The sequence below is a fragment of the Malaciobacter halophilus genome (genome assembly GCF_002837275.1).
GTDB lineage: Bacteria > Campylobacterota > Campylobacteria > Campylobacterales > Arcobacteraceae > Malaciobacter > Malaciobacter halophilus.
The window spans coordinates 1-14,410 of record NZ_NXIF01000038.1 but is presented as its reverse complement, the minus strand read 5'-3'; the positions used below and the strand labels follow the sequence as shown (position 1 = coordinate 14,410).

Annotated in this window: 14 protein-coding genes; 4 read left to right on the top strand and 10 right to left on the bottom strand. The window is 28.2% G+C overall.

Features of this window, described 5'->3' with window-relative positions; translation table 11 throughout:
* Window positions 1-19 precede the first annotated feature (19 nt).
* On the top strand, window positions 20-1,087 hold the full coding sequence (locus CP960_RS09945) for a TRAP transporter substrate-binding protein (protein ID WP_101185258.1): 1,068 nt from the start codon (window positions 20-22) through the stop codon (window positions 1,085-1,087).
* A gap of 27 nt (window positions 1,088-1,114) precedes the next feature.
* On the opposite strand, the gene CP960_RS09940 is transcribed toward CP960_RS09945, so the two are convergent.
* From CP960_RS09940 to rsmA, 10 genes are all read right to left on the bottom strand, one after another.
* The gene (locus CP960_RS09940; protein ID WP_162919046.1) at window positions 1,115-2,935 is read right to left on the bottom strand and encodes a methyl-accepting chemotaxis protein; all 1,821 of its coding nucleotides are present in this window, start codon (window positions 2,933-2,935) and stop codon (window positions 1,115-1,117) included.
* A 96-nt stretch (window positions 2,936-3,031) separates the two neighbouring features.
* Window positions 3,032-3,493 carry a hypothetical protein gene (locus CP960_RS09935; protein ID WP_101185256.1) on the bottom strand — a complete coding sequence of 154 codons (462 nt, stop codon included), beginning with the start codon at window positions 3,491-3,493 and terminating at the stop codon, window positions 3,032-3,034.
* A gap of 30 nt (window positions 3,494-3,523) precedes the next feature.
* The gene (locus tag CP960_RS09930) at window positions 3,524-4,450 is read right to left on the bottom strand and encodes a D-2-hydroxyacid dehydrogenase (protein ID WP_101185255.1); all 927 of its coding nucleotides are present in this window, start codon (window positions 4,448-4,450) and stop codon (window positions 3,524-3,526) included.
* A gap of 70 nt (window positions 4,451-4,520) precedes the next feature.
* A complete protein-coding gene (locus CP960_RS09925) occupies window positions 4,521-5,930 on the bottom strand; it encodes a PhoH family protein (protein ID WP_228152054.1) in 1,410 nt (469 codons plus the stop codon).
* A complete protein-coding gene (hemJ, locus tag CP960_RS09920; RefSeq protein ID WP_191321658.1) occupies window positions 5,927-6,448 on the bottom strand; it encodes a protoporphyrinogen oxidase HemJ in 522 nt (173 codons plus the stop codon). Before hemJ ends, CP960_RS09925 begins: the two co-directional genes overlap by 4 nt.
* Before the next feature lie 8 nt (window positions 6,449-6,456).
* Window positions 6,457-7,641, bottom strand: coding sequence for a replication-associated recombination protein A (locus tag CP960_RS09915; protein ID WP_101185253.1), 1,185 nt, complete (start codon window positions 7,639-7,641; stop codon window positions 6,457-6,459).
* On the bottom strand, window positions 7,634-8,440 hold the full coding sequence (locus tag CP960_RS09910; protein WP_101185252.1) for a pseudouridine synthase: 807 nt from the start codon (window positions 8,438-8,440) through the stop codon (window positions 7,634-7,636). The genes CP960_RS09915 and CP960_RS09910 overlap by 8 nt, the downstream gene beginning before the upstream one ends.
* Before the next feature lie 8 nt (window positions 8,441-8,448).
* Complete coding sequence (locus CP960_RS09905) at window positions 8,449-9,411, bottom strand: KpsF/GutQ family sugar-phosphate isomerase (RefSeq protein ID WP_101185251.1); 963 nt, start codon at window positions 9,409-9,411, stop codon at window positions 8,449-8,451.
* 9 nt (window positions 9,412-9,420) lie between these two features.
* Entirely contained in the window at window positions 9,421-11,418 is a 1,998-nt protein-coding gene (locus tag CP960_RS09900) for a ribonuclease J (RefSeq protein WP_191321649.1), read from the bottom strand.
* Window positions 11,390-12,199: a 16S rRNA (adenine(1518)-N(6)/adenine(1519)-N(6))-dimethyltransferase RsmA gene (gene rsmA / locus CP960_RS09895; RefSeq protein WP_101185250.1), complete on the bottom strand. Its 810-nt coding sequence runs from the start codon at window positions 12,197-12,199 to the stop codon at window positions 11,390-11,392. Before rsmA ends, CP960_RS09900 begins: the two co-directional genes overlap by 29 nt.
* Before the next feature lie 70 nt (window positions 12,200-12,269).
* Here rsmA and hisF point away from each other — a divergent pair, with 70 nt between their 5' ends.
* From hisF to CP960_RS09880, 3 genes are read left to right on the top strand one after another with little or no spacing between them, the layout of a single operon-like run.
* Window positions 12,270-13,031 carry an imidazole glycerol phosphate synthase subunit HisF gene (hisF, locus tag CP960_RS09890; protein WP_101185249.1) on the top strand — a complete coding sequence of 254 codons (762 nt, stop codon included), beginning with the start codon at window positions 12,270-12,272 and terminating at the stop codon, window positions 13,029-13,031.
* 1 nt (window position 13,032) lies between these two features.
* Complete coding sequence (locus CP960_RS09885; protein ID WP_101185248.1) at window positions 13,033-13,716, top strand: SIMPL domain-containing protein; 684 nt, start codon at window positions 13,033-13,035, stop codon at window positions 13,714-13,716.
* Window positions 13,713-14,249, top strand: a complete 537-nt coding sequence (locus CP960_RS09880) for a phosphorylase family protein (RefSeq protein ID WP_101185247.1) — start codon at window positions 13,713-13,715, stop codon at window positions 14,247-14,249. The genes CP960_RS09885 and CP960_RS09880 overlap by 4 nt, the downstream gene beginning before the upstream one ends.
* Window positions 14,250-14,410 lie beyond the last annotated feature (161 nt).

Here is a 14,410-nt window from a genome sequence, read left to right as displayed (position 1 = left end):
TTTTTTTAAAGGGAGAAAAATGAAAAAATTAATTGGGAAATTAGGAGTAATATCTGTTTTACTTATTGCTATGAGTATGACAGTATGTGCAAAACAGAAAGTTTATAAACTAAAAATGGCTACCACTTGGGGTAAAACAGCAACACCACTAATTGATACTTCTTTACAAGTAGCACACTTAGCAAAAGTTATGTCAAATGGTCAGCTACAAATTAGAGTTGATAGTGCAAATAAACATAAAGCACCTTTAGGTGTATTAGATATGGTTAAAGCAGGGCAGTATGATTTAGGACATAGTGCTTCATATTATTGGAAAGGAAAAGATATTAACACTTTACCTTTTACTTCTATGCCATTTGGCATGACTGCACCTGAACAATACGCATGGTTTTACCATGGAGGTGGCTTAGAGTTGATGCAAAAAGCTTATAAAAAACACAAAGTATTATCTTTCCCTGGTGGTAACACTGGCGTTCAAATGGGTGGATGGTTTAAAGATGAAATTAAATCAGTTGATGATTTAAAAGGCTTAAAAATGAGAATCCCAGGTTTTGCAGGAGAAATTATGGCAAAAGCAGGAGCATTAGTTACAAATATACCACCAGGTGAACTTTACACAGCATTTGAAAGAAATACTATTGATGCATTAGAATGGGTTGGTCCATCAATGGATATAAATATGGGATTTCATAAAGTTGCAAAATATTACTATACAGGTTGGCATGAACCAGCTTCAGAGTTACAATTTATTGTCAATCAAAGAGTATTTAATAAATTACCTAAAAGATTACAAGAGGTTTTAGTTTTAGCTTTTAGATTAGCTGCATATGATATGTACATTCAAAATTATGATATGAATGCTAAAGCTTGGCAAAAGATGAAAAAAGAGCATCCAGAAATAAAAATCAAAAGCTTTCCTGATGATGTAAAAAAGCTTTTAAAAGATGCAAATAAAAAGTTAAGAGATAATATGGCTTCAAAATCTAAACTTTTAAAAGAGATATTCAATTCACAAGAAGAGTATATGAAAAAAGTTAGAGAGTGGAGTATAATATCTGACTATCAATACATTAAAGATAATCTATAATATCAAACTCTTTTGAGTTTGATATTATTATAATTGCTCTTTTCCTATAAAGTTTTTACTTTTTGCTTCTTCTACAATATTTGTAGCTAACTTTTCTGTAGAAAATGCTATTTCTTGTACTTGTGCTGAAGTAGTAGCATTACTTTGCGTTTTTTGTTCAAGTTTTGAAATTGTGTCGTTTATTTGTATAATACTTTTTTCTTGTTCTAAGCTAGAAAAAGACACCTCTTTTATTAATTGTAATGTTTGTTCTATATCTTTATTTAAAGTGTTATAACCATTTATCATTTCATCTGAGATATCTCTTCCTTCTTTTGCTTTTATAGTTGCATTTTCAACTAAATCTTTTATCTGTTTTGCTGCTTGAGATGATCTTGCTGCTAAATTTCTAACTTCTTGTGCAACAACAGTAAATCCTTTTCCTAACTCTCCTGCCGTAGCAGCCTCTACTGATGCATTTAATGCTAAAATATTTGTTTGAAATGCAATTTGATCAATTACTGTAATAGCATTATTAATCAAGGTTACTTGCTCATCAATCTCATCCATAGAAGAGCTTGTTTTTTTAGCTAAAACTTCTCCTTTTTTTGTTGAATTACTAACATCTTTAGATAAGTTAGTCATATCATTAATTTTAGCAGTACTATTTTTTACATTTGAAGTAATAATTTCTAATGAATTTGTAGTTTGTTCAAGACTTTTTGCTGTTAATAACGAGCTTTCATTTAATTTATCAACATTTTCAAGGAGTATATCCGAACTATTTTTTAACTCAACTCCTCTTTTTGTACTTTGAACTAGCATATTAGAAATTGATTCGCCTAAGGAATCTATTCCTTTAAGTAAAGAATCTATTTCTCCTTGTGAGTTTATAGAGGTTTTTTGCGTAAAATCTTCGTGTTGATACTTATTTAATGTCTCAATAGCATGGCTTACAATATTATTTAAAGTATTAAGCATACTATTTAATGCATTAACTAATTTTTTTATAGACTCATTTGAACTAGTTTTAGTAACTCTAGCACTTAAATTACCTTTTTTAATCTCATTTACTACAAAATTAACATCTTGTATTACTTCATTATCTTCTAGGTGCTCTTTTTCTATTTTATTTATATAATTGTTAAAAATTTGTGCAATTTGTGCTGTTTCATCTTTAGTTTTTATATCAATTTTTATATCTTTACTATTTGAACTTGTCAATTTTTGCATTGCATCTTTTAATATTTCAAGGGGAGAAACTATATTTTTTGATAATAGTATATTAAATATTAGAAGCATAGATGAAAACAGTACCATCAAAATTATAATAGTAACAATTGATTCATTTATTGTAGTGTTATATTTATCCTGTGCTAAATGAGAGTTATTTTTTATTATTTTTATAATATCAGTAATTGTAAACTTTAAATCTCTCCATGCTTTTAATGACTTTTTCATATCATTTTTTTCTAAAAGTTTACCTTCAATTACCTTTTTATTTAAAGAGTTTGCTGTACTTAAAAAATTAATTACTTTTGGCTTAAACTTTAAATATAAATCATAATTTATTTTCTCAAACTTAATAGCTGCCTCTTGAACATTTTTTATAGCCATTTTCATAGTTTTTTTTGCTTTAGCAGAGTTTGGATTTTGAAAAACAACACCAGAAGAAGAGTTATACAGCAAGCCATTAATATAAATTGCACTTAATGTTTCACTCTGTTTAGAAATAGCAAGAGAGTTGTTGTACTCTTTTGATAATGAGTCTAAAATGTTATAAATTATCAAGCCTAAAGCTAGCAATGAAAAAATTATCAACGCGCTGTTTAGCTTTAATTTTGTTAATATTGTAAGTCTATTTAGCATAACCATCCTTATAGATATAATATAAGTTTTGATTATACTAAAATATTACTTAAATTTAAAAATTATTTTTTTCAATTAATAAAAATTATTATTTACCTAATCCCAAAAATCTTTTAGGGATTCATCATTTTTATCAATTGGTCTTTCTTCAATATAAACCTCTTCAAAATTATCCTCATCTAAAGCACTATTATTTTCTTCAAAGTTTATACTTTCAATCTCTTCAAAAGCTTTTTTTAGTTCTTCCTCATCAATCTCTTCAATTGAATTTTTATCACTTTGAACTACTTTATGTACTTTTGCTTGCTCTTTTGGTTCTTCTTTTTTGTGTTTATTCTTTACATCACAAATATCTGTCTTATCTTTTAATTTTATATACTCTTGCATGAGAGTTTCATAAGTATCAAAATCAAGTAACATAAAACTAGGTTTTCCATCTCTTAAAATGACTGCTTTTTCTATCTCATTTTTATTAAGTTTTTCAAAAACCATTTTACTTTTTCTAATTAGCTCTGTTGATGAGAACATCTCTTTAGATGTATATTGTAAATAATTCATTTTGTACTCCAATACAAATTACAGTATGTATTATTTTACAAATTCTTCTATATTATTTATAATAGAATTTATAAGTCGATTACGAGCTTCTATTGATGCCCAACCAATATGAGGTGTCAATGCTAACCTGTCTTTATTTACTACTTTTAATAAAGGTGAATTTTCTTCAATAGGTTCCTTTGATACTACATCAATACCACAATAAAGCCTTTTAGTATCAATAATAGTTGCTAAATCCTCTTCATTTATTATTCCACCTCGTCCTAAATTCATAAGAATTGCATCATCTTTAATCAAAGATAAATTTGTTTTATTAAGCAAATTAGTAGTTGTATTATTTAAAGGACAATGTATTGAAATTATATCTGATTCTTTAAGTAAGTTATCTAAATTTTTACTTTCAAATTTTGTATTATTATTCTTACCACTAGTTGAATAATAACTCACATTACAACCAAAAGATTTTGCAATATTTGCTACACTTTCACCAATATTTCCAAGTCCTATTATTCCCCAATTTTTGTTTTCTAGTTCGTAAAATGGTTTGTCAATATGAGTGAATATATCAGATTTTTGCCAATTGCCTTCATTTACATATGAAGTATAATAGTTAAGTTTTTGGATGAAATAAAATACATAAGAGAATGTAAGTTGTGTTACGCTTGCAGTTGAATAACCAGCAACATTTTTTACCTCAATATTTTTGAGTTTAGCGTATTCTAGGTCAATATTATTCATTCCTGTTGCAGCAATACATACTAATTTAATAGAAGAATTATCCATTATTTCTTTATTGATTACAACTTTATTTGTAACAACAATATCTGCATCCTTTACTCTAGTTAGTGTTTCAGTTGGTTTTGTAACATCATAAACTATTACTTCCCCAAACTTATTGAAACCATCTAAGCAAATATCAAATCCTAAAGTAGCTCTATCTAAGAATACTATTTTCATTGTGTATACCTTTACATATTTTATTATGTAAAGGTATCAAAATTTAGCTAAATTTAATTTAAAATGATTTTTATTTGTGTTTTGTACTAAATATCTGCTCAGCCCATTCAGTAATTGGACCTCTTAAGACTTTTTCTAGTTTTATAGCAAATGGTTTTACTAAATCACTCTCTTCTTTTGTAGATTTTAAAAGAGTAGTTAAAGCATTCGTGTGTTTATTTACATAAAAGTTATCAATTTGTTTATTACTTCCTAAAATTACAACTTTACAGCTATTATCAATTCTTGATAAAACCATTTGCATTGTTTTATTAGACATATTTTGTGCTTCATCTATAATTACAAATGCATTTGATAAAGTTCTTCCTCTCATCTCTCCTACCCACATAGTTTCAATACTATAATTTTGAATAAGCTGTTCTATTCTTGCATTTACTTCTGCATCATCAAGTTCATCATATTGAAAATTTTTCTTATTAGATTTCTTTTTATGCTCACTTCTTACAATATAATCTAAACTATCCATTAAAGGGTGATTATATATCTTAAACTTCTCTTCATATCCTGGTAAATACCCAATATCTTCACCTTTATCTAATGATTCTATTGAGTTTCTAATATATATTATTCTTTGAAAATGTTTTTGTCTTACTAATTTTAATGCTCCACTTAAAGCTAATAAAGTCTTACCACTCCCAGCTTTTGCTTCTATTATTAATACATTAAAATAGTGATTTAAAATAGCATTTGAGAAAAATAATTGCTCTTTATTTAAAGGAGTAATGGTTTGATTTCGTACTTCAGTTTCATCAAGAACAACAATTTTTTTATTTTGTACACATGCAAGTAAAACTTGGTCAGAACCTTTGATCTTAAAACAATATGCGAAATTATATGGTTTATATTCACTGTCATAATCAAGAATAGGGGAGTTACTAATAGTTTCTAATTGTTCAAATTTAATCTCAATAGTTTTTATGAACTCATAATTAAACTCTTCTTCACTTGAACCAAGTAATGAGTCAGTTTTAATATCCATTGAAATTGCTCTTGTTCTTGCCATAATATCAAGAGATAAGAAATCAGTATCACACTCATAATATGTTTGTGCAAACTTAGCAATTTCTAGTATCTTTCTATCATTTATAATATTTAAAGCAACATTTTTACTATTAATTATGTACTCTTCTTTTGAGATTACATCAATTGTTGCTTCAATATTATCTGTAAGTTTCAATCTTACAATTTTAAAATCATTAACTTTTTTACTCTGTATGATTTGTGAATTTTCTAAAATCCTCGCAAACTCTCTTGCTTGAAAATTAATCTCATCAAATCCACTCTTTTTTGAGTCAATCTCATCTAAAACAGTTTCTGGTAATACAATTAAGTTTTTATCTTCATCACTTAATTTAAAAATATTTTTTGCATCTTCTAAAAGAATATTTGTATCTAAAGTATAAACTTTATCAAACATCATGATTCATCTTTTGGTTTTTGTCTTAGTACTTTATAGATTATAAAAGCACCAAAAAGTAGGGTAATAAAAGTGAATAATAAAGAAAAAGTCTTTACTACTACATATCCAACTATTAAAATAGATAAAACAGTAGGAACTTCATTATAAGCTCTAAAGAAGTTACCACTTTTTGGATAAATACCTTTTTCTAATCTTTTTCTAAAATACTCCATAGAAAAAGAGTAAGCTACTAAAAGTCCTGCAAAAAATAGTTTTGCAAAAAGCCATGGGTCATTTAGATTAAGCATCTCTGGTCTTAAATATATCATTAGTAAACCACTTATTACTGTTGCCCACATTGCAGGAAGACCAATATATTTATACATCTTATACTCTTGAATCTTCACAACCTCTACAAAATCTGGTTTATTTTTATGTTCTGTGTGATATACATACAATCTTGGCTGATAAAAAAGCATTGCCATCCATGACATCATAGCCATGATATGAAATACTACTATCCATAAGTAATATTGCATTAAATCCATTATTCTTTTCCTTTAATTTTCTTAAGCCATTCATTTAAATTCTTTTCAAAACCTATATTTTGACTTTCATAATAACTTACTGGCTCTTCAAGATACTCTTGTTCTACCCATCCACCATAATCATGAGGATATTTATACCCTTTATGCAGTGAATCTATATGTTTTGGTATCTGTAAAATTCTACCATGTTTTATATCAGCTAACGCTTTATTAATTGCATTATATGAGCTATTAGATTTTGGAGATGAGGCTAAATATACTGCACATTGTCCAAGTATTATTCTAGCTTCAGGATAACCTATCTTATTACAAGCATGCATTGTACTTACTGCTAAATTCAAAGCATTTGGATTTGCATTACCAATATCTTCACTTGCAAAAATAACCATTCTTCTAGTTATAAAATCAACACTTTCACCACCATTGATTAATCTTCCTAAATAGTAAAGTGCTGCATCAATATCTGAACCCCTTAAAGATTTTATCATTGCACTTGCTAAATCATAGTGACTATCACTTGAACTAACTCCATCACCTATCACATTTGAACGCAACTCTTTTAAAGTATCAAAACTTATATTGTTTTCTATTTTAGAAGCAAAATTAAGCAAATTTAACATTGCCCTAGCATCACCACTACTTGATGCAATTAAGTACTCTCTTGCCTCTTTACTTAGCGTTATACCACTATTTTTTAGTGCTGTTTGTATTATTCCATCTAATTCAATATTTGTAAGTGGCTTAAACTCATATAAAAAAGATCTTGAACGAATAGCAGAAGTAAGAGTAAAAAATGGATTTTCTGTACTTGCTCCAATAATTATAGCTTGATAACTCTCCATTATTGGTAACAGTACCTCTTGTTGATTTTTTGATAATCTATGAACTTCATCTATAAAAACAATAGGCTTTATTAAAGAGTTTTTATATTTATCAAAAACTTTTCTTAATTCATCAATTTTAATTGTAGTTGCATTAAAATAGTAATAGTCACTATTTATGTGTTTTGCAATTATTTTTGCAAGAGTAGTTTTTCCAGTGCCAGGCTTCCCATAAAAAAATAGATGTGGTATCTCTTTTTTCATCAAAAGCTTATATAAAGCTTTGTCTTTTCCTATTATATGAGATTGACCAACAAACTCTTGTAGAGTTGTTGGTCTTAATTGGTTTGATAAATCAATCATCATCACTATTTAGATATCTTCTTAAGTTTCTATACTCTTCTTTACTTAAGTATCTACTTTTTCCTGTTGGTAGGTTATTTAGCGAAATACCTCCAAACTCTAATCTTTTTAAATCCATAACATTAAGTCCAAAGTGTCCAAAAAACCTTCTAAGCTCTCTATTTTTACCTTCACTAATTGCTACTTTCAATTTAGAAAAGTTATGATTACTTGAAATTATCTGATAAGCAACAAATGGAGCAAAAGACATAGATTTAATTGATGATTTTTCATGAGCACCAGAAGTTGCATCTTCTAACTCTAATCCTTCCATCATTGCGTGTTCTACTTTATAGTTTATCTCTCCATCAACTTTTAATTTATATATTCTTTCTAAATTAGAGTGCATAAGTTTATTTACAACATCTACACTATCTGAAAGTAAAATAACACCTTCACTTGCATAATCTAGTCTTCCTATTGGCATATAGTGTCTATATTTCTTACCTAAGCTATCATAAATAGTTTTTCTACCTTGTGGATCATTTTTAGTTACTAACTCACCTTTTGGTTTATTATATACAATTACTGTGTACATTCTATTTTTATCAGCTTTGATTACTTTCTTATCAATCTTTACAAGACTATTTTCAGTTACTTTTGTTGCTAGATTTGAGATAACTTTTCCATCAACAGATACTCTACCTTCTTCAATTAGCTTATCAGCTTCTCTTCTTGAGTAAGTACTGTTATGAGATAGAAACTTATTTAATCTAATTAATTCTACACTATTTTTATTTGTATTTTTATCTTTAGCCATGGTTTTCCTTATTTTATACCTGCTTCAATTAAATCATGAATATGTAAAACCCCAACTAACTTTTCGTTATCATCAACTACAATTAATAATTGAATTTTATAGTCTTCTATAATTTGTAAAGCATCACTTGCTAATATATTTTTATCATTTAAAACTTTTGGATTTAATGTAGCTACTTCTTCTATATTACAATCAATTGAGAAGTCTTTATTCATAAGTGCTCTTCTTAAATCACCATCACTTAATAAAGCAACTACTTTTTTATTCTCATCTACTACAATAACACTTCCAAGTCTTCCTTCACTCATTGTTACAATAGCATCTTTTAATTTTGTTTCACGTGAAACCACAGGTAAATTATCTTTTCGTAATAAGTCAGAAACTTTTACAAAAAGTTTCTTACCTAAACTCCCTCCAGGATGAAATGAAGCAAAATCCTCTTTTTTAAACTCTCTTTTTTTCATAAGACAAACTGCTAATACATCTCCCATTGCCATAGTTAATGTAGTAGAAGAGGTTGGGGCAGTATCTAAAGGACATGCCTCTTTTGTAACATTAATATTCAAAAAGAAATCAGCATATTTACCAAGAGTTGAATCTTTACTTTTTGCCATTGCAATCAAAGGAATATCAAATCTTTTTAAATGGGGAAGAATTTGAATTAACTCTTCACTCTCTCCACTATATGAGATTCCTAAAACAATATCATCTTTTCCAATCATACCTAAATCACCATGCATAGCTTCAGTAGGATGTAGAAAAAATGAACTAGTACCAGTGCTAGCTAACGTAGCAGCAATTTTACTACCTACTAATCCAGATTTACCAACACCAGTAACTATTAACTTACCTTTTGAGCTAACAATTAAGTCAATTAGCTTTTCAAAATCAAAATCTAAATTTTGTGCTGCTAATTGTAACTCTTTTGCTTCAGTCAATAACACCTCTTTTGCAAGCTCTTTATAATTCATTTTTTATCCTTACTGAACAATTAGTGTAGGTACAATCATTGGATATTTTTTATATTTTCTAAAACAATGTTTTCTTACTACTTTTCTAATTTCATCTTCTAAAATTCTATTGTTTTTAAAGATACCTGGTTTTGCATTTTTTAATGCAATTTGAAGAATATCTTCAATCTCTTTTGCAAAACTTCTATCTTGTCTATCTGGAACTAAACCAAATGATGTAACTTTAGGCTTTTGTGCAAGTGTTCTTTCATTTTCATTTACTTGAGCGACAATCATTACAACACCTTCATTTGCCATAGTTTGTCTATCAATAACTATATCATCTGCTATTTTATTATTTAATTGATTATCAATATATACTTTTCCAGTCTTAACTGTTTTTACTTTTTTAAGATATTTTGGAGTTACTTCTACTTGTTCTCCATCACTCATAATATATAAGTTTCTTTCTAAAATACCACACTCAACACCTGTTTGTCCATGTTTTAATGCATGATTATACTCACCATGAACTGGCATAAAGAATTTTGGTTTAACTAATCTTAACATTAATTTTTGCTCTTCTTGAGCAGCATGTCCAGAAACATGAATATCACTAAAATCTTGATAAGCTACTTTTGCTCCAGCTTTTAATAAATGATTAATAATTCCTGAAACACTAGCTTCATTACCTGGAATAGCTTTTGCAGAAAGTATTACTTGGTCACTAGGTTTAATTTTAATATGTCTGTGTTCATGAATAGCCATTCTGTATAAAGCACTCATAGCTTCTCCTTGACTACCAGTTGTAACAATTAAAACCTCTGCATCATTATATTTATTTACTTCATGAGGATCAATGAATGACTCTTTTGGAAATTTTATATAACCTAAACTCATAGCTAAATCAAGATTTTTTTCCATTGACCTACCAATAATACAGACTTTTCTATTAAACTTAATTCCTCTTTCAATAGCTTGTGCAACTCTGTGAATATTTGATGAAAATGTTGACATAATAACTCTACCTTTAGCAGTAGAGAAAATCTTATCAAATGTTGGTCCAACAGTTTTTTCTGATTTTGTAAATCCAGGAGAGTGTGAGTTTGTAGAATCACTTGTCAATAATAAAACTCCTTGTTCTCCATAATATGCTAATCTATGTAAATCAGTTGGATACCCATCAATTGGAGTATGGTCAATTTTAAAGTCACCTGTATGAATTATTGTTCCTGCTTCTGTTTTTACTGCAATTGCAGATGAATCAATAATTGAGTGAGTAATATGCATCCATTCAACTTCAAACTCTCCAATTTTTATAGGAGTTCTTTTTTGAATTGCTCTAAAAAGTTTTCTATGTTCTCTCATTTTATGTTCATCAAACTTTGAACCAATCATTTCTAAAGGTAATGATGTTCCATAAACAGGAAACTGCATCTCTTTAAATAAATATGGCATAGCTCCAATATGGTCTTCATGTCCATGTGTTATTACAATACCAGCAATTTTATTCTTTATCTCTCTAATATATGTAAAATCAGGAATTAAAATATCAACACCATGCATATCATTATCTGGAAAACTCATCCCAACATCAACGATAATTGCACTTTTTTCAGTTTCAATTACCATCATATTTCCACCAATCTCACCTAATCCACCAAGTGGTGTAATTCTAACTTTTGCATTAGTATTTAGATTTAATTTATAATGAGGGTTCAGTCTATCCCTATGAATTTTCTCATTTATTTGATGTGCTTTTTTTAAATCACCTATCCATCCATCACCTTTTAGTGGTTTTGGTCTTGGTTTTCTTTTTCTCTGAGTTGTAGCATTGTTATTATTACTATTATTTTTTTTATTATCTTGTGGAGTATTGTTTTTATTGTTAGTAGTAGAATTATTACTATTTCTTGAAGCCGGTTTTCTACTATTTCTCTGTCTTGAATTTGTTGAACTTTTTTGCTGTTGTTGCTTTGGCTTCTGCTGCTGTTCTACTTTATCCTCTTGAACTTTCTTCTCTTCCATTTTTAACCTTTGTATACATTTGGCTATACAAAGATGCGCTAACTTCATGAGGTCTTTTGTTCTCATCTATATTAAGTGCACTAAAAATCTTAGAAATCTCTGCTTTTTCTAAAAGTGAGGAAAGATTCTTAGAAAGTTTTTTCCTTGGCTGTGAAAAACAGGCTTTTAAAAACTTTTTAAAATCATCACTTAAAGATTTAGTCATATCTTTTCTAAGATATAGTATAGAAGAAACAACCTTTGGAGCAGGGTTGAATGATTCAGGAGGTACATCAAAAAGTATCCTAGAATCGGTTGTTAATAATTGTGAAATAATACCTAAAGAAGAGAACTCTTTTTCATTTACTTTTGCAATAAATTTCTGTGCTACTTCTTTTTGTATCATAACTATTATATGCTCACAATTAGCATCTTCTAACGCTCTTAATATAATGTTTGTTGCGATATAGTAAGGTAAATTCGCTATTAAATCATATTTACCTTCATGTAACGTATTTTGCCCTTCCCAAGCTTGTAGTACATCTTTGTGTACTAATTTAAATCTGTTACTTGCTATCTCGTCTTGAAATTTAGACCTTAAAACACCAATTAAATCAGTGTCTACTTCATAAGCAGTCATATCTTTGTACTTGACTAATTTTTCTGTCAAATCACCTAAGCCAGGCCCAATCTCAACAAGATAATTATTATTGTTGGGCATCGCTTGGATGATTCCGTTTAAAACAGCTTTATCTATTAAAAAGTTTTGTCCGTATTTTTTCTTAGCTTTAATATTTTCCATAAGACAATAGTATAGCTGATTTTAACTTACATTTAGATAAGATTTTTCAGATTAATTGGAAGGAAAGATGTTGAGTAATTTTGCAAAAAGAATAATACCTTGTTTAGATGTGAAAGATGGAAGAGTAGTTAAAGGTGTAAACTTTGTTGGATTAAAAGATGCAGGAGACCCTGTTGAAGTAGCTAAAAGATACAACAATGAAGGTGCAGATGAGATTACTTTTCTTGACATTACTGCAAGTCATGAAAATAGAGATACTATTGTTGATATTGTTAAAGATGTTGCAAAAGAGGTTTTTATTCCTTTAACTGTGGGAGGAGGGATAAGAAAACTTGATGATATATATAAACTACTTAATGTAGGTTGTGATAAAGTATCTGTAAACTCATCTGCTGTTGTAAATCCTGATTTTATAGATGAGGGTGCAAAAAGATTTGGAAGTCAATGTATAGTTGTAGCAATTGATGTAAAAAAAGTTGAAGATGGTTCTTATCACGTATTTGTAAAAGGTGGTAGAGAAGATACAGGACTTGATGCATTACAATGGGCTAAAGAGGTATATAATAGAGGAGCTGGAGAGATTCTTCTTACTTCTATGGATACAGATGGAGCAAAAACTGGATTTGAACTTAATATTACTGAACAGATTTCATCAATTGTTGATATACCAGTTATAGCTAGTGGTGGTGCTGGTACAATGCAACATATAAAAGAGGCATTTGAACATGGTGCAAGTGCTGCACTTGCAGCTTCAATATTTCACTTTAAAGAGATTGATATAATGGATTTAAAGCACTACTTAAAAGAAAATAATATTCCCGTAAGGATTTAACATGAAAAAGATTCTAATAAGTGGACTACTTATGTCCACTCTACCTTTTTCACTTCTATCATATGAAGTGAATTTCAATAAAACATTCTCAAAAAAACTTCTACCTGATACTTTAAATTCTGATATAAAAGTTAGAATAGAGCTTGATAGCGAGAAGGAAGTATCAAATAAACTTGATAGATATAATGATTATATAAAAAATGTTAAGTATATTGAGAAGAATCTTGGAGTATTTAACATAAGACCAAGATATAGATATGTTAGTAAAACTCCAAAAATTGATGGTTATTTAGGAGAGATAAAATATAGTATAAAATCAAATGACCCTAAAAAAGTTAGTAGATTTATAAATGGCCTTATAAATTTAAAAGAACATAGAGATACTTCAATTATTGTATCAAATCTAATGTGGAAAGTTAAGGAATCTTCTTCAAATGTTGCAGTTGATTTATTAAGATTTGAAGCAATAACTTGGGCTGAAAAATATGCAAAAAACTTATCTTCAGATTTAAAAAGAGAGTGTAAAGTAAAAAATATAAATATTAACTCTTTACAAAATCCATACTTTAGAGGCTCAAGAGAAGTAATGTATAGCGCAAAATCTTCTGATGCAGCTATTGCAGTTCCTGAACAAACTAGCAAACCAATTAAGATGAATGTTAATTATAGATTGGAGTGTAAATGATAATTTGTGCAGGAAGAAGTGAAACTTTTAGTTTTGCTGAACCAATGGGAGTAGGCTTAATAGAAATGTCTATAAACTTAACTAGAAGATGTCTTTTTGATAAACCAGATTTTTTACTTTTTGTTGGAAGTGCTGGCTCGTACGGAGAACATAATATATTTGATATAGTTGAATCAAAAAGAGCTGCAAATATTGAATTATCATTTCTTGAAAATAACTCTTATACTCCATTAGATAATGTTTTAGAATCAGAAAATAAATTTGTAAAAAATGATACAATTGTAAATAGTTCAAACTATATCTCATCAAATTTTTCATTAAGTAAAAAATTTAATGCTTATGGAATCGGAGTAGAAAATATGGAATTTTTTGCAGTATTGCAAGTTGCAAAAGAGTTTGAGATTCCTGTTGGAGGAATTTTTGTTGTAACAAACTATACAAATGAAACTGCTCATGAAGATTTTCTAAAAAACCATAAAGAAGCAATGAGGAAACTCACTAATTCCTTAATGGAAAAAAATATCATAAAATAATTGTAGTTAATAAAACTACAATTATTTGTCTATTTAAATCTATATATTTACATTTCATTACGATGTTTCACGTGAAACATATTTATTGATTTTTTCATGTTTTATATTTTACTTTTTAGATTTCATAATATTTTAAAAAATTTCATTTGGATGTAATATTA